The organism is Plantibacter flavus, from assembly GCF_002024505.1.
GTDB lineage: Bacteria > Actinomycetota > Actinomycetes > Actinomycetales > Microbacteriaceae > Plantibacter > Plantibacter flavus_A.
In genome coordinates this window covers 2853929-2875773 of the sequence record NZ_CP019402.1, presented here as the reverse complement: position 1 = coordinate 2875773, position 21845 = coordinate 2853929, and the positions used below count along the sequence as shown (strand labels likewise).

The following is a 21845-nucleotide window of genomic DNA, read 5'->3' as shown; positions in this document are numbered from 1 at the left end:
GGCACTGTGAAGAACTGAGCGAATCGACGTCCCGCGCCTGCGGCAGACCATCACGAACGTGATGTGCCCGGCGGGAATCCATCGAGGTACGCCAGACGCTTCCAGGTCCGCCCAGGAGTTCGAGCCCAGCGCTCACTCCTGACGTGTCGGACGACGACCGTACGCGGCGTGCCCCATCTCGAAAGGGGCCTCCATGCGAGCACCCGTGACCCACGCAACACCAGTCCACCGCCGCACCGCTTCGAGGTTCGGGCGATCCATCGACATCCAGCAGCTCCGCGCCGACGGCGTCACCCGCTCCTACGGCGACCGCGTCGTGTTGCGCGACGTCGACCTCGTCGTGTCGGCCGGGGACCGTCTCGGCCTGATCGGCGAGAACGGCGCGGGGAAGTCCACGCTGCTGCGCATCCTCGCCGGGATCGACGAGCCGGACGACGGCGAGGCCGTCCGCCCGGTGCGCACCGGCATCCTCATGCAGGAACTCGAACTCCCGGAGGACACGACGGTCGGCGAGCTGCTGGAGCAGGCGCTCGGCGAGGTCCGCGCCGTCGAGCGGGAGCTCGAGACGTCTGCGGCGTCACTCGGTGAGCGGGGTACCGCCGGTGACGGTTCCGCCGAGCAGCGGTACGCCGCCGCGCTCGATGCGGCGGAACGCGCGGACGTCTGGACGGCGGACGCCCGGTTGGACGCGGTCGTCGACGGCCTCGGTATCACCGGGATCGAACGGTCGCGACGACTGGGTGAGGTGAGCGGGGGACAGCGATCCCGCTTCGCCCTCGCCGCGCTCCTCGTCGCCAGACCGACCGCACTGCTGCTCGACGAGCCGACCAACCATCTGGACGACGAGGCGGTCGCCTTCCTCCGCGGCCACCTGTCGGAGTGGCCGGGCCCGGTGCTCTTCGCGAGCCACGACCGCGCCTTCCTCGACGAGGTGGCGACGGGGCTCGTCGACATCGATCCGTCCCGCCCGGTCCCCGTCGGCGAGGCATCACCCGTCGTGGAGTTCGGCGGGCCGTTCAGTGAGTACCTCGGCTGGAAGGCCGCAGAACTCGACCGGTGGTCGACGCGTTACGAGGAGGAGCAGGCCGAGCTGCGACGGCTCGCGTCCGCGGTGCACGACGTGGCCCCGCGGATCAACCACGATCGGGGCATCCGCGACAACAACCGGATGGCGTTCGGCATGCGAGGCGACCGCGTCGAGCAGCAGATCAGTCGGCGGGTGCGGAACGCGCAGCTCCGACTCGAGGTCCTCGAGCGCGAGCAGGTGCGGCGCCCGCCTCGCCGACTCTCGTTCGCAGGGATCCCGAGCGGCTCGACGGTCCTCGTCGAGGGGGAGCAGCTGCTCGACCTCGCCGACGCCCGCGTCGACGGCCGGCTGCACCTCGAACGCCTGCAGCTGGCGCCCCGGTCGCGCGTGCTGGTCACCGGGGCGAACGGTTCGGGGAAGTCGACGCTCCTGTCGGTGCTCGCCGGTTCGCTGCGTCTCGATACGGGGACCCTCCTCCGGCGGAAGGGGCTCCGGGTGGGGCTCCTCGAGCAGGACGTCGCGTTCCCGGATGCGGATCGATCACCTCGGGAGGTCTACGACCGGACGCTCGGCGAGGCGCGTGCAGCGCGCACCCCGCTCGCAGGGCTCGGGCTCCTGGCGCTTCGCGATCTCGACCGTCCGATCGGTCGGCTCTCCGTCGGGCAGCAGCGCCGTATGGCCTTGGCGCTCATCATCGCGAGGCCTCCGCATCTGTTCCTCCTGGACGAGCCGACGAACCACCTGTCGCTCGCGCTCGCGACGGAGCTCGAGGACGCGCTGGGCGATTACCCGGGTGCGGTCGTCATCGCGAGCCACGACCGGTGGCTCCGTCGGCGCTGGACCGGCGACACCCTGATGCTGGACCGCCGCTGACCGGGATCCCGGTCGGTCCTGCCTGGGCACCGAGCCGCGCTCGGTGCCCAGGTCGGAACCGCAGCTACCCGGAGCGCAAGGCGCCCGTCGACGGGGTCGCTCCGCGCTCACCTGCGCAGGAGCGCGGTCCGGTGATGCGCGTCTGCGCATCGCCGTGTTTCCGGCGGATGACGCCGGTGCCACCGTTCTGTAACGCTTCGGTCGCGAAGCCGGGATCGTCCGTCCGGCAGTCGTCGCATTGGGTAACGTAACCCCATACGCCCCGTGACCCGCGGGGCTGCATCTTGGAGGCTACCTTGGCAATCTCAACTCGGAAGGCCGCTGCGGGCGCAATCGCCGGCGTCGGTCTCATGGCACTGCTCGCCGGCTGCGCATCGGCTCCCAGCACCGGCGACGGCGACTCGACCGGTGCCGCATCCGACTTCCTCCCGTGCATGGTCTCCGACGCCGGTGGCTTCACCGACAAGTCGTTCAACCAGCTCGGCTACGAGGGTCTGACCGAGGCGGCGAAGGAGCTCGGCGTCGAGCCCATCACCGTCCAGTCCGACAAGGCCGACGACTACAAGCCGAACCTGCAGAGCCTGGCCGACCAGGGCTGCTCGCTCATCGTCAGCGTCGGCTTCGCCCTCTCCGCCGACACCGTCACGGCCGCACTCGCGAACCCCGACATCGACTACGCGATCATCGACGACGCCGCCGACAACGACTTCGACGGCAAGGTCGACGCCCCGAACATCAAGCCGATCCTGTTCGACACCGTCCAGGCCGCCTTCCTCGCCGGCTACGCAGCGGCCGACTACTCGAAGACCGGCGTCGTCGGCACCTTCGGCGGCCAGCCCTTCCCGTCCGTCCAGATCTTCATGGACGGCTTCGCCGAGGGCGTCGCGTACTACAACGAGCAGAAGGGCAAGAGCGTCCAGGTCGTCGGTTGGGACGTCGCCGCTCAGACCGGTTCGTTCACCGGTGGCTTCGAGGCCAACGACACCGCGAAGCAGCTCGCCCGCACGCTCATCGACCAGAACGCCGATGTGCTCATGCCCGTCGGTGGCCCGATCTTCCTGAGCGCGATCGCCGAGATCCAGGAGACCGGCAAGGACATCGCGATGGTCGGTGTCGACGCCGACCTGTTCGTCACGAACGCGGACACCGGCAACCTCTTCCTCACCTCCGTCCTGAAGGACATGAAGGCCGGCGTCGGCGACGTCGTGACCGAGGCGGGTGGCGGCAAGTTCGACGCCGCCGCGTACATCGGCACCCTCGAGAACGAGGGCGTCGGCATCGCGCCGTTCCACGACTTCGAGTCCAAGGTCTCGCCGACCCTGGCCGACGAACTCGACACGATCAAGCAGGGGATCATCGACGGTTCCATCAAGGCGACCTCGGTCTCCTCGCCCGTCAAGTAGTCCCTCTTCACCCGGGCCATCGCCCGGGACTCCGGGGGGAGGTCGCGATCCGCGACCTCCCCCCGCTTTGTCCGCGGCACGGTCGGACGGCGATCCCGACCGCCTGTGCCGACATCCGACACGTGACTAGATTGGGACCCATGAAGCTCGAGCTCCGCGGCATCACCAAACGGTTCGGCGCACTCACCGCCAACGACCACATCGACCTCACCGTCGAACCGGGGGAGATCCACTGTCTCCTCGGCGAGAACGGTGCCGGCAAGTCCACCCTCATGAACGTCCTGTACGGCCTGTATCAGGCCGACGAGGGCGAGATCCTCCTGGACGACGTCGTCCAGCACTTCCAGGGCCCTGGCGACGCCATGGGCGCAGGCATCGGCATGGTGCACCAGCACTTCATGCTCATCCCCGTCTTCACCGTCGCCGAGAACGTCATGCTCGGCCACGAGCAGACCAAGGGCGGTGGCCGCCTCGACGTCGCCGCGGCCCGCAAGCTCGTCATCGACATCTCCGAGCGGTTCGGCTTCAGCCTCGATCCGGACGCCATCGTCGGCGACCTCCCGGTCGGGGTGCAGCAGCGCGTCGAGATCGTCAAGGCGCTGTCCCGCAACGCCAACGTCCTCGTCTTCGACGAGCCCACCGCCGTACTCACGCCGCAGGAGACGGACGAGCTCATGGCGATCATGAAGCAGCTCAAGGAGGAGGGGACGTCCATCGTCTTCATCACCCACAAGCTGCGCGAGGTCCGCGAAGTCGCCGACCGCATCACCGTCATCCGCCTCGGCAAGGTCGTCGGCGAGGCCTCGCCCACCGCGACGAACGCCGAGCTGGCGTCCCTCATGGTCGGGCGTCCCGTCGAACTCACGGTCCACAAGGAGGCGCCGAACCTCGGCGACACCACCTTCACCGTGCAGGACCTGTCCGTCGTCGACCACCTCGGCCAGCTCGTCGTCAACGGCGTCAGCTTCGAGGTGCGCGAGGGCGAGGTGCTCGCCATCGCCGGTGTGCAGGGCAACGGGCAGACCGAGCTCACCGAGGCGATTCTCGGGCTGCAGCCGCACACCAAGGGCAGCATCAAGCTCGACGGCGTCGAACTCGTCGGGTCCACCCCACGGAAGGTGCTCGACGCCGGCGTCGGGTTCGTGCCCGAGGACCGGTCCGAGGACGGGCTCGTCAAACAGTTCACCATCGCCGAGAACCTCATGCTGGACCGATCGACCGGTGCGCCCTTCGTGAAGGGCGGCAACGTCCAGCGCGGGTTCCGCGACGAGTTCGCCCGCGAGAAGTCGCAGGAGTTCGACGTCCGGTCGCAGGGCATCGAATCGCCGGCGGGCTCCCTGTCCGGTGGCAACCAGCAGAAGGTCGTCCTCGCCCGTGAGCTCAGCCGTGAGCTGCGGCTGTTCGTCGCCGCACAGCCGACCCGCGGCATCGACGTCGGCTCGATCGAGTTCGTGCACAAGCGCATCGTCGCCACGCGCGACGCGGGCATCCCCGTCATCGTCGTGTCGACCGAGCTCGACGAGGTCGTCGCGCTCGCCGACCGCATCGCCGTCATGTACCGCGGCGGCATCGTCGGGATCGTCCCGGCATCGACCCCCAGAGAGGTCCTCGGCCTCATGATGGCCGGCGAACTCCCGGCAGGAGCAGCAGCATGAGCGAGACGTCCCACACCCCGCCCGGAACGGTCCAGCCGGTGGCACCGGGTGAGGCGAAGCCCGACACGACCCAGCCGCGCTCGAACAAGGTGCTCGCCGAGATCCTCAACTCGAGCATCGTCATCTCGATCCTCGCCGTCGTCCTGGCGATGGTCGTCGGTGCGATCCTCATCGCGCTGACCGATCCGAAGGTCCACACCGCCGCCGGGTACTTCTTCGCGCGCCCGGGTGACACCATCGCGGCGGTCTGGCAGTCGGCGACCGGTGCGTACGGCGCGCTCTTCCAGGGGTCGATCTACAACTTCAAGCGCCCGGACTTCCTGAACGGCATCCGCCCGCTGACGGAGACGCTGACCTTCGCGACCCCGCTGATCCTCGCCGGACTCGGTGTCGGCCTGGCGTTCCGGGTCGGCATGTTCAACATCGGTGGGCGTGGTCAGATGCTCATCGCCGCCGCCTGCGCCGGATGGGTCGGCTTCACGCTCGACCTCCCGCCCGTGGTGCACCTGCTCGTCGCGATCGCCGCCGGCATCATCGGTGGCGCGTTCTGGGGCGGCATCGTCGGTGTCCTGAAGGCCCGCACCGGTGCGCACGAGGTGATCATCACGATCATGCTCAACTACGTCGCGTTCTACCTCATCACCTTCATGCTCTCCACGCAGGGGCTGTTGCAGGCTCCCGGCTCGAACGTGCCGAAGAGCGCTGCGATGGCACCGAACGCGGTGCTGCCGAAGCTCCTCGGTGACCGCTACAACCTGCACGCCGGCTTCCTCATCGCGATCCTCGCGGTCGTGTTCGTGTGGTGGTTGTTCAGCCGGTCGTCGATCGGGTTCCGCTTCCGAGCGGTCGGTGAGAACCCGAACGCCGCGCGCGTCGCGGGTATCGACGTGAAGAACACCTACGTGTACGCCATGCTGCTCTCCGGCGGACTGATCGGTCTCGCCGGCGTCTCGCAGGTGCTCGGAACGGTGACCTCCGGGTTCGACAACGGCATCGACGCCGGCATCGGCTTCGACGCCATCACCGTCGCGCTGCTCGGACGCAGCCGGCCGGGCGGCATCCTCATCGCCGGCATCCTGTTCGGTGCACTCAAGGCCGGCGGGTACTCCATGCAGGCCACCCAGGGTGTGAACGTGCCGATCGACATCGTGCTCGTCCTCCAGGCGCTCATCGTGCTGTTCATCGCGGCTCCGCCGCTCGTGCGGGCGATCTTCTTCCTGCCGAAGCCCGACGGTTCGACGCGCCGAACGCGTCGCTCCGCCAAGAAGGAGGTGTCCGCATGAGTGGATTCACGCTCGACAAGCAGACGCCGCAGCCGGCTCCCGACGCCCCGATCGTCCTCGAGACGGTCGTCGTCCGCAGCTGGAAGGCTCCGATCGCGTTCGGGATCTTCACCGTCATCGCGTTCCTGTTGTTCGTCATCTGGCACCGCGACGGCAACAGCACGTTCCGGCTCTCCAGTGACGGCGACGTCATCCAACTGCCGACGGTCGTGCTCCCGTCCACGGTCACCGGCATCGTCGTCACGATCCTCCTGGCCGCCATCGCGGCGCTGAGCGCGTACCTCGTCACCACGGGCAAGAAGATCCCGCTCTGGCTCATCACCGTGTTCGGGGTGCTGTTCATGGTCGGGTTCCTGTCGTGGGCCGCCGCGGGCAAGGCGATCCCGATCACCGGGCTCCTGCTCGGCACGGTCGCGCTGAGCGTCCCGCTCATCTTCGGCGCGCTCGGCGGCGTCATCTCCGAGCGGGTCGGCGTCGTGAACATCGCGATCGAGGGACAGCTGCTCGCCGGCGCGTTCTCGTCCGCCTTCGTCGCCTCGGTGACGGGGAACGCCTTCCTCGGGCTCGTCGCGGCGATGATCGCCGGGACGCTCGTGAGCTTCCTGCTCGCGGCGTTCTCGATCAAGTACCTCGTCGACCAGGTCATCGTCGGTGTCGTGCTCAACGTCCTCGTCGTCGGCTTGACGAGCTTCCTGTACTCGCAGGTGCTCACGAAGAACGAGGCGCTCTTCAACAGCCCGCCGAAGTTCCCCCGGATCAACATCCCGATCCTCAGCGAGATCCCGCTCATCGGACCCGTGCTGTTCCGCCAGACGATCATCATCTACCTGATGTACATCGCCGTGGCCGTGGTGTTCTTCTGCCTGTTCTACACGCGCTGGGGCCTCCGCCTCCGCGCCGTGGGTGAGCACCCGCAGGCGGCCGACACCGTGGGCATCAACGTGAACCGGACGCGCTTCTGGAACGTCGCGCTCGCGGGCGCGATCGTCGGCCTCGGTGGGGCCTACTTCACCCTGGGCTCGGTCGGTGCGTTCAACAAGGAGATGACGGCGGGTGCCGGCTACATCGCACTCGCGGCGGTCATCTTCGGACGTTGGGACCCGCTCAAGGCGACCCTCGCCGCGCTGCTGTTCGGCTTCACGCAGAACCTCCAGTTCGCGCTGAGCGCCATCGGCTCCCCGGTGCCGAGCGCGTTCATGCTCATGCTGCCGTACGTCGTGACGATCTTCGCGGTCGCCGGACTCGTCGGCATCTCCCGCGGACCGGCGGCCGCCGGCAAGCCCTACGTGAAGGGCTGACCGTGAGCGACACGACGATCACGCCACCCGTCGACTGGGAGGCGCTGCACACCGCGGCCCGGGAGGCGATGGGTCACGCCTACGTGCCCTACAGCCGTTTCCCGGTCGGCGCGGCTGCCCTCGTGGACGACGGCCGGATCATCTCCGGCTGCAACGTCGAGAACGCCAGCTACGGCCTGACGCTGTGCGCCGAGTGCGCGCTCGTCTCCGCGCTCCACATGTCGGGCGGAGGACGCCTCGTGGCGTTCGCCTGCGTCGACGGCAAGGGCGAACGCCTCATGCCGTGCGGCCGTTGCCGACAGCTGCTGTACGAACACTCGACGGCGGGCATGCTGCTCGACACCGTCTCCGGCATCCGCACCATCGACGAGGTCCTGCCGGACGCTTTCGGACCGCGTCAACTCGAGGAGTACCACGCATGAGTTCCGTAGAAGCATTCGACGTCGTCGACCTCATCCGCACGAAGCGCGATCGCGGTGAGCTGTCGACGCCGCAGATCGACTGGCTGATCGACGCCTTCACCCGGGGCTACGTCGCCGACGAGCAGATGTCGGCGCTGGCGATGGCGATCCTGCTGAACGGCATGGAGCGGCGCGAGATCCGCGACCTCACGATGGCGATGATCGCGAGCGGTGAGCGGATGAGCTTCGCGTCGCTCGACAAGCCGACCTCGGACAAGCACTCGACCGGCGGCGTGGGCGACAAGATCACCCTGCCGCTCGCCCCGCTCGTCGCCGTGTTCGGCGTCGCGGTGCCGCAGCTGTCGGGCCGCGGGCTCGGGCACACGGGTGGGACGCTCGACAAGCTCGAGAGCATCCCGGGATGGCGCGCGGCGCTGACGAACGACGAGATGATGGCGCAGCTGGCGGACGTCGGCGCGGTCATCTGCGCCGCCGGTTCCGGTCTCGCCCCGGCGGACAAGCGCCTGTACGCCCTGCGCGACACGACGGGCACGGTCGAGGCGATCCCGCTCATCGCGTCGAGCATCATGTCGAAGAAGATCGCCGAAGGCACCGGGGCGCTCGTCCTCGACGTCAAGTTCGGCTCCGGCGCCTTCATGCAGGACTACGAGCGCGCCGAGGAACTGGCGCGCACGATGGTCGCGCTCGGGACGGACGCCGGTGTGGCGACGACCGCGCTGTTGACGGACATGAACGTCCCGCTCGGCCTCGCGATCGGCAACGCGAACGAGGTCCGCGAGTCCGTCGAAGTCCTGGCGGGCGGTGGTCCGGCGGACGTCGTCGAGTTGACCCTCGCCCTCGCGCGGGAGATGCTGACCCTCGCCGGGCAGCCGGACGCGGACGTCGAGGGCGCCCTCGCGGACGGTCGGGCCATGGACGTCTGGAAGCGCATGATCCGCGCACAGGACGGCGACCCGGACGCACCGCTGCCGGTCGCCAAGGAGACGCACGTCGTCACGGCATCGCGCGACGGCGTGCTGGCGACGCAGGAGGCACTGCCGTTCGGCATCGCGGCCTGGCGCCTCGGTGCCGGTCGGGCCAGGCAGCAGGACCCGGTCATCCACGCGGCGGGCATCGACCTGCACGCGAAGCCGGGTGACGAGGTCCGGGCCGGACAGCCGCTCTTCACGCTGAGCGCCGACGACGCCGCCCGCTTCCCGCGGGCGCTCGAGGCTCTCGAGGGTGCCTACACGATCGAGGACACCGCACCGCCGCGCGGCCCCATCGTCCGGGCCCGCATCGAGGCCTGACGGCCGCAGACGCTCAGTCCGTCGCCCGGTCCTCGAGGCGACGGACTGAGCCATGTCGCAGGATGCGCGTGAGCGGTACAGTGAACCCCGTGACCTCTGCAGACGAATCCCCCCTCTCCGGCGTCGACCTCCGCGCGCTCCCGAAGATCTCGCTCCACGACCACCTCGACGGCGGTGTGCGGCCCGCCACGATCATCGAGCTGGGCGAAGCGAACGGTGTCGACGTCCCCGTGTCGGACCCCGACGGCCTGGCCGACTGGTTCTACACGCAGTGCAACGCCGGCTCGCTCGTCGAGTACCTGAAGACCTTCGACCTCAGCACCGCGGTCATGCAGACCGAGGAGGGGCTCGTCCGCATCGCGCGCGAGTTCGTCCAGGACCTCGCTGCGGACGGCGTCATCTACGGTGAGGTGCGCTGGGCTCCCGAACAGCACCTCACCCGGGGTCTCAGCCTCGACGCGGTCGTCGAGGCCGTTCAGGAGGGCATCGAGCTCGGCATCAAGGACGCGGCCCACTCCGGCTCCGACATCCAGATCGGCCAGCTCGTCACGGCCATGCGGCATGCCGACCGCGCGCTCGAGATCGCTGAGCTCGCCGTGCGCCATCGCGAGCGCGGCGTGGTCGGGTTCGACATCGCCGGCGCTGAGGCGGGCTTCCCCGCCAGCAAGCACCGGCTGGCGTTCGACTACCTCGCGGCCGAGCTGTTCCCGGTCACCGTCCACGCGGGGGAGGCCGACGGCATCGAGTCGATCCGGAGCGCCATGCTCGACGGCCGTGCGCTGCGACTCGGCCACGGTGTCCGCATCGCGGAGGACATCTTCATCGAGCGCGACGACGCCGAGTCCCTCTACGCCACGCTCGGTCCCGTCGCGGAGTGGGTCCGCGACCGCAAGATCCCGTTGGAGCTCAGCCCGCAGTCGAACCTGCAGACCGGAGCCATCGCGGCCTGGGGCGAGGAGCTCGAGGACCACCCGTTCGACCTCCTCTACCAGCTCGACTTCGCCGTCACGGTGAACGTCGACAACCGCACGATGAGCGACACGAGCCTGACGAAGGAGCTCGCGCTCCTCTCCGAGGCGTTCGACTACGACCTCACCGACCTGGAGACCTTCCAGCTGAACGCCGCCGCCGCGACGTTCCAGCCGCTGGAGATCCGTGAGGCTCTGGCGGACCGCATCAGCGAGGCGTTCGACGAGTTCCTCGACGACGACGAGGACTGACGATGCCGGCAGGTGCTGTTCCGGCGACCGCCTGGGCGGCACCTGCGCGGCAGGCTTCCAGCCTCGGAGCGTTACGATGGTTCCGATCCACTCGGGTCGACCGATCCTCTGATTGAAGCGATGCCACTCCCAGAACTGTCCGAAGCCAGCGTCGCGCTCCACGTCGATGCCGACGACTGGCGCGAGGCGATCCGCGTAGCCGGAGCGCTGCTGTCCGACACCCGCGCGACCGACGTCGCGTACACGCAACGGATGATCGACGTCGTCGAGGAGTTCGGCGCGTACGTCGTGATCGCGCCGGGCCTGGCGCTCGCGCACGCCCGACCGGGCGCCGACGTCCACGAGGACGCCCTCGTCGTCGCGACCCTCGCTGCTCCGGTCCGGTTCGGCCACCCCCACAACGACCCCGTCTCGGTGGTCCTCGGCCTCGCGGTCACCACCGCTGAGTCACACGTGGGCTGGGTGGCGGAGATCGCCAACGTCTTCAACGACGAGACCGCCATCCCGCGGCTCGCTGCGGCCACGACGCTCGACGAGGTGCGAGCCGTGTTCGGTGCGTCGCCGCTGTCCGGCGGAGGCCAGGCATGAAGATCGTCGCCGTCTGCGGTTCGGGAGTCGGCTCCTCGGCCATCCTCAAGCTCAACGCCGAACGCGCGCTCGAACGCCTCGACCTCGAGGCCGACGTCGTCGCCGGCGACATCGAGAGCCTCGGCACCACCGCGGCCGACGCCCAGGTGATCCTGACCTCGCCGGAGCTCGTCGAGCGCATCGGCAAGACCTTCGCCGACATCGTCGTCATCGACAACTACTTCGACCTCGCCGAACTCACCGAGAAGCTCGAACGCGCCATCGGCTGAGTGGTGTGCGCCCCGGTCTCCGGGCCGCACACCACCGGGCGCCGAGCCCGTCGAGGGGCTAGGAGACGAGCGCCGTCAGGTCCGTCCGCAGAGCGGCGAGCCGCGCGGTGACCGTGGCCGCCCGCTCGGCGGCGTCGCCGTCGGCGGACTGGACGTCGACGTACACCTTGAGCTTCGGCTCCGTGCCGCTCGGCCGGATCATGACCCTGGTGCCGTCGTCGAGCCAGACGCGCAGGACGTCGCTCGGCGGGAGCGCCTCGAACCCGTCGGCGAGGTCGTCGATCCGGGTCACCCGAGCTCCCGCGAGCTCCGTCGGCGGGAGCGCCCGCAGCCCGGCCATGACCTCGCCGATGCGGCTGAGTTCGGTGTAGCGGATGGAGATCTGGTCGCTGCCGAAGGAACCGAAGGTGTCCGCGAACCGGTCGAGGAGCCCCGCGACGCTCTCGCCCGCCTGCGCCGACGCCGTCGCGAGACCGAGGAACGCGATGGCCGCCGAGATGCCGTCCTTGTCGCGCACGGTCCCGGGGTTCACCAGGTAACCGAGGGCCTCCTCGAAGCCGAAGAGCATGCCCGGCGTCCGGGAGATCCACTTGAACCCGGTGAGCGTCTCGCGGAACTCGAGGCCGTGCGCCTCGGCGACGAGGCGCAGGGCGGGGGAGGAGACGATCGAGCACGCGAGCGTGCCCTCGGGAGCCGCATCGCCGTCGAGTGCGGCACTGGCGGCCTGGGCGGCCCGCCAGCCGAGGAGGAGACCGACCTCGTTGCCGGTGAGTCGACGGAACCCCGATGGTGCCGCGTCGTCGGGGATCGCGATCGCCAGGCGGTCGGCGTCGGGGTCGTTGGCGATGATGAGGTCGGCGCCGACTGCTCGCGCCGTCGCGAAGGACAGGTCGAGTGCGCCCGGCTCCTCCGGGTTCGGGAAGCTGACGGTCCGGAAGGTGGGATCGGGATCGATCTGCTCGGCGACGAGTTCCGGTGCCGGATACCCGGCGGTCTCGAGGACGCGTCGGGTCGTCTCCCAACCCACGCCGTGCATGGCCGTGTAGACGACGCGCAGCTGGCCGCCCGCCGGGGCGGGAGCGACGGCTGCGGTCTCGGCGACATAGGCGTCGACGACGTCCTCGCCCGCGATCTCGAACCCGTCGCTGCGCGGGAGGTCCTGGACGAGCGCCGTCTCGGCGATGCGCCCGATGTGGGCGGCGATGGCCGCGTCGGCGGGGGAGACGATCTGGGACCCGTGGTGCTCGCCGCCCAGGTACACCTTGTAGCCGTTGTCGGCGGGCGGATTGTGACTCGCGGTCACCATGACGCCGGCCGAGGCGTCGAAGAACCGCACGGCGAACGCGAGGACGGGCGTCGGCAGGAGCCGTGGCAGCAGGATGGCGCGGACGCCGGCACCGGCCATCAGCTCGGCGGTGTCGCCGGCGAACACGGCGGAGTTCTTCCGGCCGTCGTAGCCGATGACGACGCTCGGCGTCACGCCTTCCGGTGCCTGCTCGAGCAGGTAGGCGGCGAGTCCGGCCGCGGCCTGCGACACGAGGACCCGGTTCATCCGGTTGGAACCGGCCTCGATGCGTCCGCGGAGCCCGGCCGTGCCGAACTGCAGACGGGTGTCGAAGCGGTCGTGCAGTTCTGCGACGGCCACGTCGTCGGACACGCGCGCGCGTTCGACGAGGCCTGCCAGTTCGGCCCGGGTCTCGTCGTCGGGATCCTGGGCGAGCCAGGCCTCGGCGGTCGCGAGCAGGCTCGTCGCCTCGCTCACAGGGCCGCGACGATCTGCGCGAGGAGCTTGCTGATCACCGGCTCGGCCGCCTGGCCGGCCTCGATGACCTCGGCATGGCTGAGCGGTGTCTGCTGGATGCCGGCGGCGAGGTTCGTGATGAGCGACATCCCGAGGACCTCCATGCCGGCCTGACGTGCGGCGATCGCCTCGAGCGCGGTCGACATGCCGACGATGTGACCACCGATCGCCTTCGCCATCTGGACCTCGGCCGGGGTCTCGTAGTGCGGACCGCGGAACTGCGTGTAGACGCCTTCGTCGAGCTCCGGAGCGACGCTGTGCGCGATGTCCCGCAGCCGCTTGGCGTAGAGGTCGGTGAGGTCGATGAAGGTCGCACCTTCGAGCGGCGAGTCGGCGGTGAGGTTGATGTGGTCGCTGATCAGCACGGGCGTCCCCGGCGTCCAGTGGTCCTTGATGCCGCCGGCGCCGTTCGTCAGCACCATGATGCGGGCACCGGCAGCCGCAGCCGTCCGGACGCTGTGCACGACGCGGCGGACACCGTGGTTCTCGTAGTAGTGCGTCCGGGCGCCGATGACGAGCGCACGCTTGCCGCTCGGGAGCAGGATCGAGCGCAGGGTGCCCACGTGGCCCTCGAGCGCCGGCTTCGAGAAGCCGACGATCTCCGATGCCGGGATCGTCGCCGTCGTCTCGCCGATCAGATCGGCCGCCTTGCCCCAGCCGCTGCCGAGGGTGAGCGCGATGTCGTGGTGTTCGACGCCGGTCTTCTCGGCGATCTGGCCGGCGGCTTCGCGGGCGATCTCGAAGGGATCGACATCGGACAGATCGAGTGGGTTCGCAGAGGTTTCGGACATCCTCTCACTCTAGACAGGGGCGGGGCCGCCGCCCAACCGTGGCGACCCCGCTCATCCGCGCACGATCCCGGCCGCTGCAGGCCCGAACGGGTTTGGTCCCGCCCCTGGTGGCGCGCGAGAATGGAGGCATGGCCTACGAGTTCGAACGCAAGCAGCGAGTGGCGATCATCGGAGGCGGACCCGGCGGGTACGAGGCTGCCCTCGCCGGGGCGCAGCTCGGGGCCGACGTCACGCTCGTGGAGCGTTCGGGCGTCGGCGGAGCGGCCGTCATCACCGACGTCGTCCCGTCCAAGAGCCTCATCGCCACGGCCGACGCGGTCGGGGCCATCGGCGAGGCCGCCGACCTCGGTGTGCAGTTCTTCGTCCGCTCGGAGACCACCGGCAAGCCCAGCCGTCCCGAGGTCGCGGTGAACCTCGCCGCCGTCAACAAGCGACTGCTCGGACTGGCCCGCCAGCAGTCCGAGGACATGCGGGCGAGTCTCATCCGTGCCGGTGTCCGCATCGTCAACGGTCAGGGGCGGCTCGACGGACCGAACGAGGTCATCGTCTCGACCGATCTGTCCGCCGGCACCGACTTCGACCGCATCGAGGCCGACACCGTCGTCGTCTCCGTCGGCGCGAGCCCGCGCCAGTTGCCCTCCGCCCTGCCGGACGGCGAGCGCATCCTCACCTGGACGCAGCTCTACAACCTCACCTCCGTCCCCGAGCACCTCATCGTCGTCGGCTCGGGCGTCACCGGCGCCGAGTTCGCCTCCGCCTACACGGCGCTCGGCTCCAAGGTCACGCTCATCTCGAGCCGCGACCAGGTGCTGCCCGGTGAGGACGCCGATGCGGCGGCGGTCATCGAGAACGTCTTCAAGCGCAACGGCATGACGGTCCTGTCGAAGTCGCGGGCCGACTCCGTCACCCGGACCGAGACCGGCGTCGTCGCCACGCTCTCCGACGGCCGCACGGTCGAGGGGTCGCACTGTCTCATGGCGGTCGGTTCGGTGCCCAACACCGCCGGGATCGGTCTCGAGGAGGCCGGCGTGCAGCTGACCGATTCCGGACACATCCGCGTCAACCGGGTGGCGCGCACGAGCGTCCCCAACATCTACGCAGCCGGTGACTGCACGACCTTCCTGCCGCTCGCGTCCGTCGCGTCGATGCAGGGTCGCACCTCGATGCTGCACGCGATGGGCGACGCGGTGAACCCGACCGAGATCCGCAACGTCGCCGCGAACATCTTCACGCAGCCCGAGATCGCGACCGTGGGCTGGACCCAGAAGCAGATCGAGGACGGCATCGCCCAGGGTGAGATCTACAAGCTGCCGCTCGCCCAGAACCCGCGCGCGAAGATGATGGGCATCAAGGACGGCTTCGTCAAGCTGTTCGCGCGGACCGGCAGCGGGACGGTCATCGGCGGGGTCATCGTCGCCCCGAAGGCCAGCGAGCTCATCTTCCCGCTCGCCCTCGCGGTCGAGCAGCGGCTGAACGTCGACCAGGTCGCGCGTGCCTTCACGGTCTACCCGTCACTCACCGGGTCGATCACCGACGCGGCGCGCGCCATGCACATCGTCGAATAGACGTCGTCCTCGTCGAACCGTCGCCGAGGAGCTGGACGTCACCGATCGCGGTTCGCGAGCACGATGCGCGCGACGGCGACCCGCGAGCGCACGCCCCAGGCGTGGAAGACGGCGCTGAGATGCTTCTCGACGGTCTTGCGGGAGATGCCGAGGGCTGTCGCGATCTCGTCGTTGGACAGGCCGTCCGCGACGAGCTCGGTGAGGTCCCGCTGTCGGGGCGTGAGCGGTGCGGTCGGGACGGGGACGGCGGTCAACGGCAGTGTGGCCGGGAGCCGTGAGGGGAGCTGGCGGCGGGACACGATCCCGAACGCGGCGAGCACCCGGGTGACGTGCGCGTCGACCGTGCGCGAGGAGAGCTGGAGGACGGACGCGATCTCCGCCGTCGAGTTGCCCTCCGCGGAGAGCAGGGCGACCTCGCGTTCGCGCGGCGACAGTCCGTCCCAACCGGATCCCGCGACCGGCGCGAGACGTCGACCGATCGCCTTCAGCTCCCGGGCGGCGGAGCGGGTCGCGGCGGTGTGTCCGCCGCGGACCGCCTGCTCGGCGAGCGCGGCCAACTCGCGGACGGCCTGCGTCCGGTCGGACATGGCGATCAGGGCGCGCGTCGCGAGGATCTCGCCGATCCCGGCTTCCAGCATGCGGCCGTCGGCCAACGCGCGGGTGGTCGCCGTGCGCGCGAGCGCCAGCGCCTCGGCGGGGCGCCCACGGAGGAGTTCGAGCTTGCACTGCATCCGGAGGATGGCCGGCCCGGGGACCCTGCGGTCGACGTCGGCGGCGATGAAGCCGATGAGGCGTTCCGATTCGACGATGTCGCGGTCGAGGAACGCGCTCGAGACCAGCAGTTCGATCGCGAGGGCCCGGTCCTGGACGGACAGGCCGCTGAAGTCGTTCCCCGAAGCGCTGCGGGCGAGGGCCGCGGCGCCGTGGTCGTCCGCGAGTGCTGCGAGACCGTAGCCGACGAGGAGGTAGCACGTCGTCTGGAAGGCGCCCGTGGGCTCGGGGATGGTCTGACGGACGCGGCGGGCGAGCGTCCTGGTCGCCCCCTGCTCGGCACGGTTCCCGGCGACGAGGCACTGCACGGCCTCCGCGTACAGCGCGGTCGGTCCGCTCCCGGCCCGCTCGAACATCGCGAGCGCGGCGGCCTCGGCCTCGGCGACGCGTCCCTCGTTGAGCAGGAGGCGGGCGAGGACCCCGTCGACGAGTGTCCGGTACAAGCGCCCCGGGGTGGCGGCGATGTCGTCGGCGAACGCGTCGGCGAAGCGCCGGGCGGCGTGGATCAGGACGTTGACGACGGCACCCTCGACGAGCAGGTACCCGACGAGCCAGGCCAGGGTCGGTTCGAGGTCCCCGCCGTCGTCGACGAGGGCGTCCGCCTCCGCGAAGCACCCCTCCAGCTCCGAGCCGGACGAGCGGTCCGACCCGAGGGCCAGCCCGGCGGCCCCGAGCACGAGCAGGCGGGTCGTCCGGTCGGAGTCCGTCGAGGCGGCGAGCGCGTCCACCGCGTCTTGGCGACAACCCGCGAAGTCGGCGGTGGTGAACCGGGCGTAGGACAGGAGGGCGAGGACGCGGGGATCGGACGCAGCGCCGGGCTCCGCCTCGAGCAGTGCGATCGCACCGGCGGCGTCGAAGTCCGCCACACGATCCAACGCATCTTCGAGGAGGTCGGCTGCTGACACCTGCTCAGCGTATCGTCGCCGGGTCCGATACGACGCCCGAAGGCGCCGTCCGGGTCAGCTGATGGTGAGGAGCTGGTGACCCGAGGAGACCGTGGCACCGACCGTCGCGTCGATCGCGCCGACCGTGCCGTCCTTGTGCGCTGTGATGGGCTGTTCCATCTTCATCGCCTCGAGGACGACGACGAGGTCGCCCTTCACGACGACATCGCCCTCGGCGACCGCGAGCTTCACGATGGTCGCCTGCATGGGCGCCGAGACGGAGTCACCCGTCGCACCCGAGACCACCGCTGCACCACCACCGCGGCGGTGCGGAGCGGGAGCGGCGACCGGCGCACCGACGTTCAGTCCCAGCTGTCCGCCCGGAAGGCTGACCTCGAGACGCTTGCCGCCGACCTCGACGACCACCGTCGAGCGGGCAGCGGGTGCCTGCTGCGCATCGATGGATCCGTCCCAAGCCTCGATGTCGTTGACGAACTCCGTCTCGATCCATCGGGTGTAGACGCCGAAGGTGCCGTCCTCCGCGGTGAACGCGGGGTCGCGGACGATCTTGCGGTGGAAGGGGATGACGGTGGGGAGGCCTGCTACCTCGAACTCGTCGAGTGCGCGACGGCTCCGTTCGAGCGCCTCTTCGCGGGTACGTCCCGTGACGATGATCTTGCCGAGGAGCGAGTCGAACGCGCCTGAGATCGTGTCGCCGGCCGTGACACCGGAGTCGAGCCGGACACCGGGGCCGCCGAAGGTCTTGAACACGTGGATCGGGCCCGGCTGCGGGAGGAAGCCGCGTCCCGGGTCCTCGCCGTTGATGCGGAACTCGAAGGAGTGGCCGCTCGGCTGCGGGTCGTCGTAGTCGAGGACGCCGCCCTCGGCGAGACGGAACTGCTCACGGACGAGGTCGATGCCGGTGACCTCCTCGGAGACCGGGTGCTCGACCTGCAGGCGGGTGTTGACCTCGAGGAAGGAGACGGTGCCGTCCTTGCCGATGAGGAACTCGCAGGTGCCGGCACCGAGGTAGCCGACCTCCTTGAGGATCGCCTTCGACGCGCGGTAGAGCTCCGCCACCTGTTCGTCCGAGAGGAAGGGTGCCGGTGCCTCTTCGACGAGTTTCTGGTGGCGACGCTGCAGCGAGCAGTCTCGGGTGGAGACGACGACCACGTTGCCGTGCGCATCGGCGAGGCACTGCGTCTCGACATGGCGTGGCTGGTCGAGGTACTTCTCGACGAAGCACTCGCCCCGGCCGAACGCTGCGATGGCCTCGCGGGTGGCCGACTCGAAGAGCTCGGCGACCTCCTCGCGCTCACGGGCGACCTTCAGGCCGCGACCGCCGCCGCCGAACGCCGCCTTGATGGCGACGGGCAGGCCGTGGACGTCGACGAAGTCGAGCACCTCCTCGGCACCCGATACGGGGTTGAGCGTGCCGGGGGCGAGCGGAGCGCCCACCCTCTCGGCCACGTGGCGGGCGGAGACCTTGTCGCCGAGCCGTTCGATGGCCTCGGGCGACGGACCGATCCAGATCAGCCCTGCGGCCATGACGGCACGTGCGAAGTCCGCGTTCTCGGCGAGGAAGCCGTAGCCCGGGTGGACGGCGTCGGCGCCGGACCGTCGGGCGATGGACAGGAGCTTGTCGATGACGAGGTACGTCTCCGCGCTCGTCGTCCCGTCGAGGGCGTAGGCCTCGTCAGCGAGACGGGCGTGCATGGCGTCGCGATCCTGGTCGGCGTAGACGGCGACGGAGGCGATCCCGCTGTCCTTCGCGGCTCGGATGACGCGGACGGCGATCTCGCCACGGTTGGCGATGAGGACCTTGGTTATACGTGGCACAGTCCACGAGCCTACCGGGAGGCCCGGGTGAGCCTTTGGCTCACACGCACAAAAAAGCCGCAGGAACGACGTGTCGCCTCTACAAGGGCTGAGGTGTCAGAGGGCGCCGCGCCGGTTGCGGAGCTCGTGCCAGTCGTGTCCCAGCGTGCGGACGAGACGCCGCAGGGTCGGGAGTGAGAGGCCGACGACGGTCGACGGATCGCCCTCGATGCGGGTGATGAAGGCGGCACCCAGACTGTCGATCGTGAACGCCCCCGCCACCGCCAGGGGCTCGCCCGATGCGATGTAGGCGTCGATCTCGGCGTCGTCGAGGTCGTCGGCGAAGGACACCTCGGCGCTCGCGACCGCACCGATCCCGACCGGCGAGGCACCGGTGCAGTCGATGAGCCAGTGACCGGAGTACAGGGTCCCCGTCCGGCCGCGCTGGGCGTGCCAGCGTTCGCGGGCGCGCTCGGGGGTGTGGGGCTTGCCGTGGACGACGCCGTCGAGGACGAACACCGAGTCGCCGCCGAGGATGAGGTCGGCCGCGTCGCCACGTTCGCGCACGACGGCCAGAGCGGCCTCCGCCTTCGCGCGGGCGAGGAGGGCCACGACCTCGTCCGGGGCGAGGGGGGCACCCGCGGCGCGGGTCGCATCGTCGACGGCCTGTTCCTCGTCGACCGACGACGGGACGACGATCGGCTCGATGCCACTCGACCGCAGCAGGGCGAGTCTGGCCGGTGACGTGGAGGCGAGCGTGAGGCGCATGACGGTTCCTTCTGCAGTGGACGGTGGACTCCCCGCAGCCGCCCGTGTGACATGCTCGACGCATGAGCACGACGACTGCACGCACCGTGGAACTGGACATCACCAACGTAGCCCACGGGGGTGTCTTCGTCGCCCGGCACGAGGGCCGGGTGGTCTTCGTCCCCGACACGCTCCCCGGCGAGCGCGTGCGGGCACGCATCGTCGACGAGAACGAGAAGCGCTTCTGGCGGGCTGAGACCCTGGAGGTCCTCACGCCGTCCGAGCACCGCCGTCCGCACGTCTGGACCGAGGCCTCCGTTGACCGCGAGCCGAGCGAGCGGGCGGGAGGAGCGGAGTTCGGACACATCGAGCTCGCCCACCAGCGTGCGTTGAAGCACCAGGTCCTCGCTGAGGGGCTCGAGCGGTTCGCCGGAGTCGCTCCCGAGTTCACGGTCGCCGCGGTCGACGGCGAGACGCCCGACGGCACCCGGTGGCGGACGCGGGTCTCCCTGCACGTCGACCAGCACGGCAACATCGGTCCCTATGCCTCGCGGTCCCACCACGTCGTCCCCGTCGACGACCTGCCGCTCGCGATCGAAGCGGTCGCTGGAGCGGCCAAGCTCGAGGAGTTGCCGGACGGCACCACGTCCATCGACATCGTCGCCTCCTCGACCGGGGCGGTCCGCGTCCTGACTCGTACGGACGAGGTCGGAGGCGGCGACCGCCGACGCGGTGGTGGGCGCGGTCGACGCAGGGGACCGAAGCCGGCCCGACCGGCGGCAGACCCGATCCGTGAGCTCGTCGGCGAGCGCGAGTTCATCGTCGACGCGAACGGGTTCTGGCAGGTCCACCGTCAGGCTGCGACGACCCTCCAGCAGGCCGTGTCCGCGGCCATCGACGACGCGAGCTTCGACCCGCGCGCCGCGAACCTCGACCTCTACGGCGGCGTCGGCCTCCTGGCCGCGGGCGTGGGGGACCGCTTCGGCGCGACCACCCGCATCACGACCGTGGAGAGTGACGAACGGGCCACCGAGTACGCGGGCGAGAACCTGTCCGAGTGGGTGGGCGCACAGGCCGTCACCGCGAAGGTCGACGCCTTCCTGCGGTCGGAGATCGCGACGGGCAGTCGGATCGAGCGGTCCCGGTACGCCACCGCGACCGTCGTGCTCGACCCGCCCCGCTCGGGCGCGGGCGCGGAGATCGTCGCCATGCTCGGCGAGCTGCGGCCCGCGTCGATCGTCTACGTCGCCTGCGACCCCATCGCGCTGTCCCGCGACGTCGCCCTCCTGGCGGAGCAGGGCTACGAGCTCGACCATCTCGCGGCCTACGACCTCTTCCCCAACACGCACCACCTCGAGGCCGTCGCGGGCTTCTCACGGACGGCTTGAGCGGGCCCGAGCCGACGGAGGCGACTCGCGATCCGGCCGTCGCGCCCGGCGGGTCCGTCACTCGCTACGATGGTGCCGTGGTGACCGTCGCAATCATTGATGATCACGAGTCCGTGCGGCTCGGGATCGAAGCGGTGTGTGCGCACGCCGGGTATCAGGTCGTGGCGAGTGCCCCGACCGCCGTCGAGTGCATCGCCGCGTTGAACGGTGTGGTGCCCGACGTGGTCGTGCTCGACCTCTCGCTCTCCGACGGCAGCACGCCGACCTCGAACATCCACGCGGTGCAGGCTGTGGGGGCACACGTCCTCATCCACTCGATCGCCGATCGTGTCGCTCTGGTGCGCGAGGCGCTTGCCGCCGGAGCGTCCGGGGTCATCCCCAAGTCGTCGCCGACGGACACGGTCATCGCCGCCATCGGCACGGTGGCCCGTGGCGAGGCCCTGAACAACATCGAGTGGGCGAGTGCGATCGACGCCGACAGCGATTTCGCGCGAGCGCAGCTTGGTCGTCGCGAGCGCGACGTTCTGCACCTCTACGCGTCCGGCCTGCCGCTGAAGACCGTCGCCATGCAGCTCGGCATCGCCTACTCCACGGCCCGAGAGCACATCGACCGCATCCGGGTGAAGTACGTCGAGGTGGGGCGTCCGGCACCGACGAAGGTCGACCTGCTCCGCCGAGCGGTCGAGGACGGGATCCTCCCCGGCCTCGATCAAGGCGGGACGGATGTCTCCTAGCTTCCGGGCACCGACCAGG

Annotated in this window: 18 protein-coding genes; 13 read left to right on the top strand and 5 right to left on the bottom strand. The window is 70.0% G+C overall.

The window, feature by feature from the left end; translation table 11 throughout:
* The first annotated feature begins 193 nt into the window (after positions 1 to 193).
* The 10 genes from BWO91_RS13355 to BWO91_RS13310 all read left to right on the top strand — a co-directional run bounded on the left by BWO91_RS13355 (position 194) and on the right by BWO91_RS13310 (position 11327).
* The gene (locus BWO91_RS13355; protein ID WP_079002877.1) at positions 194 to 1900 is read left to right on the top strand and encodes an ABC-F family ATP-binding cassette domain-containing protein; all 1707 of its coding nucleotides are present in this window, start codon (positions 194 to 196) and stop codon (positions 1898 to 1900) included.
* Positions 1901 to 2196: 296 nt separating this feature from the next.
* A complete protein-coding gene (locus BWO91_RS13350) occupies positions 2197 to 3303 on the top strand; it encodes a BMP family lipoprotein (RefSeq protein ID WP_064294831.1) in 1107 nt (368 codons plus the stop codon).
* A gap of 140 nt (positions 3304 to 3443) precedes the next feature.
* Entirely contained in the window at positions 3444 to 4958 is a 1515-nt protein-coding gene (locus tag BWO91_RS13345) for an ABC transporter ATP-binding protein (protein ID WP_064294832.1), read from the top strand.
* On the top strand, positions 4955 to 6241 hold the full coding sequence (locus BWO91_RS13340; protein ID WP_079002876.1) for an ABC transporter permease: 1287 nt from the start codon (positions 4955 to 4957) through the stop codon (positions 6239 to 6241). Before BWO91_RS13345 ends, BWO91_RS13340 begins: the two co-directional genes overlap by 4 nt.
* Entirely contained in the window at positions 6238 to 7539 is a 1302-nt protein-coding gene (locus BWO91_RS13335; RefSeq protein WP_064294833.1) for an ABC transporter permease, read from the top strand. Before BWO91_RS13340 ends, BWO91_RS13335 begins: the two co-directional genes overlap by 4 nt.
* Positions 7540 to 7541: 2 nt before the next feature.
* Positions 7542 to 7961: a cytidine deaminase gene (locus tag BWO91_RS13330; protein WP_276207372.1), complete on the top strand. Its 420-nt coding sequence runs from the start codon at positions 7542 to 7544 to the stop codon at positions 7959 to 7961.
* Positions 7958 to 9250 carry a thymidine phosphorylase gene (locus BWO91_RS13325; protein WP_079002875.1) on the top strand — a complete coding sequence of 431 codons (1293 nt, stop codon included), beginning with the start codon at positions 7958 to 7960 and terminating at the stop codon, positions 9248 to 9250. Before BWO91_RS13330 ends, BWO91_RS13325 begins: the two co-directional genes overlap by 4 nt.
* 62 nt (positions 9251 to 9312) lie before the next feature.
* The gene (locus BWO91_RS13320) at positions 9313 to 10470 is read left to right on the top strand and encodes an adenosine deaminase (RefSeq protein ID WP_079002874.1); all 1158 of its coding nucleotides are present in this window, start codon (positions 9313 to 9315) and stop codon (positions 10468 to 10470) included.
* Between the two features lie 120 nt (positions 10471 to 10590).
* The gene (locus BWO91_RS13315; RefSeq protein ID WP_064294837.1) at positions 10591 to 11058 is read left to right on the top strand and encodes a PTS sugar transporter subunit IIA; all 468 of its coding nucleotides are present in this window, start codon (positions 10591 to 10593) and stop codon (positions 11056 to 11058) included.
* Positions 11055 to 11327 (top strand): PTS sugar transporter subunit IIB, encoded by a 273-nt coding sequence (locus BWO91_RS13310; RefSeq protein ID WP_064294838.1) that lies wholly within the window; start codon positions 11055 to 11057, stop codon positions 11325 to 11327. The genes BWO91_RS13315 and BWO91_RS13310 overlap by 4 nt, the downstream gene beginning before the upstream one ends.
* Before the next feature lie 58 nt (positions 11328 to 11385).
* On the opposite strand, the gene BWO91_RS13305 is transcribed toward BWO91_RS13310, so the two are convergent.
* Positions 11386 to 13089: a phospho-sugar mutase gene (locus BWO91_RS13305; protein ID WP_079002873.1), complete on the bottom strand. Its 1704-nt coding sequence runs from the start codon at positions 13087 to 13089 to the stop codon at positions 11386 to 11388.
* Entirely contained in the window at positions 13086 to 13919 is an 834-nt protein-coding gene (locus tag BWO91_RS13300; protein ID WP_079002872.1) for a purine-nucleoside phosphorylase, read from the bottom strand. Before BWO91_RS13300 ends, BWO91_RS13305 begins: the two co-directional genes overlap by 4 nt.
* A 128-nt stretch (positions 13920 to 14047) precedes the next feature.
* Between BWO91_RS13300 and BWO91_RS13295 the strand changes: the two genes are divergently transcribed.
* Positions 14048 to 15484, top strand: a complete 1437-nt coding sequence (locus BWO91_RS13295; RefSeq protein WP_079002871.1) for an NAD(P)H-quinone dehydrogenase — start codon at positions 14048 to 14050, stop codon at positions 15482 to 15484.
* Between the two features lie 38 nt (positions 15485 to 15522).
* Here the strand turns inward: BWO91_RS13295 and BWO91_RS13290 are convergent, their stop codons facing one another.
* From BWO91_RS13290 to BWO91_RS13280, 3 genes are all read right to left on the bottom strand, one after another.
* A complete protein-coding gene (locus BWO91_RS13290; protein WP_079002870.1) occupies positions 15523 to 17160 on the bottom strand; it encodes a helix-turn-helix transcriptional regulator in 1638 nt (545 codons plus the stop codon).
* Positions 17161 to 17214: 54 nt separating this feature from the next.
* A complete protein-coding gene (locus BWO91_RS13285) occupies positions 17215 to 18978 on the bottom strand; it encodes a biotin carboxylase N-terminal domain-containing protein (RefSeq protein ID WP_079002869.1) in 1764 nt (587 codons plus the stop codon).
* 96 nt (positions 18979 to 19074) lie between these two features.
* Positions 19075 to 19725, bottom strand: coding sequence for a Maf family protein (locus BWO91_RS13280; RefSeq protein ID WP_079002868.1), 651 nt, complete (start codon positions 19723 to 19725; stop codon positions 19075 to 19077).
* Between the two features lie 62 nt (positions 19726 to 19787).
* Here BWO91_RS13280 and BWO91_RS13275 point away from each other — a divergent pair, with 62 nt between their 5' ends.
* Complete coding sequence (locus BWO91_RS13275) at positions 19788 to 21092, top strand: class I SAM-dependent RNA methyltransferase (protein ID WP_079002867.1); 1305 nt, start codon at positions 19788 to 19790, stop codon at positions 21090 to 21092.
* Positions 21093 to 21169: 77 nt separating this feature from the next.
* Positions 21170 to 21826, top strand: coding sequence for a response regulator transcription factor (locus BWO91_RS13270; protein ID WP_064294846.1), 657 nt, complete (start codon positions 21170 to 21172; stop codon positions 21824 to 21826).
* The last annotated feature ends 19 nt before the right edge of the window (positions 21827 to 21845 follow it).

What these genes read in the sequence shown, in the direction of transcription:
- BWO91_RS13355 (WP_079002877.1), top strand. Translation starts at nt 194, where the DNA reads ATGCGAGCACCCGTGACCCACGCAACACCAGTCCACCGCCGCACCGCT.
- BWO91_RS13345 (WP_064294832.1), top strand. Translation starts at nt 3,444, where the DNA reads ATGAAGCTCGAGCTCCGCGGCATCACCAAACGGTTCGGCGCACTCACC.
- BWO91_RS13340 (WP_079002876.1), top strand. Translation starts at nt 4,955, where the DNA reads ATGAGCGAGACGTCCCACACCCCGCCCGGAACGGTCCAGCCGGTGGCA.
- BWO91_RS13335 (WP_064294833.1), top strand. Translation starts at nt 6,238, where the DNA reads ATGAGTGGATTCACGCTCGACAAGCAGACGCCGCAGCCGGCTCCCGAC.
- BWO91_RS13325 (WP_079002875.1), top strand. Translation starts at nt 7,958, where the DNA reads ATGAGTTCCGTAGAAGCATTCGACGTCGTCGACCTCATCCGCACGAAG.
- BWO91_RS13320 (WP_079002874.1), top strand. Translation starts at nt 9,313, where the DNA reads ATGCGCGTGAGCGGTACAGTGAACCCCGTGACCTCTGCAGACGAATCC.
- BWO91_RS13315 (WP_064294837.1), top strand. Translation starts at nt 10,591, where the DNA reads ATGCCACTCCCAGAACTGTCCGAAGCCAGCGTCGCGCTCCACGTCGAT.
- BWO91_RS13310 (WP_064294838.1), top strand. Translation starts at nt 11,055, where the DNA reads ATGAAGATCGTCGCCGTCTGCGGTTCGGGAGTCGGCTCCTCGGCCATC.
- BWO91_RS13300 (WP_079002872.1), bottom strand. Translation starts at nt 13,919, where the DNA reads ATGTCCGAAACCTCTGCGAACCCACTCGATCTGTCCGATGTCGATCCC.
- BWO91_RS13295 (WP_079002871.1), top strand. Translation starts at nt 14,048, where the DNA reads ATGGCCTACGAGTTCGAACGCAAGCAGCGAGTGGCGATCATCGGAGGC.
- BWO91_RS13280 (WP_079002868.1), bottom strand. Translation starts at nt 19,725, where the DNA reads ATGCGCCTCACGCTCGCCTCCACGTCACCGGCCAGACTCGCCCTGCTG.
- BWO91_RS13275 (WP_079002867.1), top strand. Translation starts at nt 19,788, where the DNA reads ATGAGCACGACGACTGCACGCACCGTGGAACTGGACATCACCAACGTA.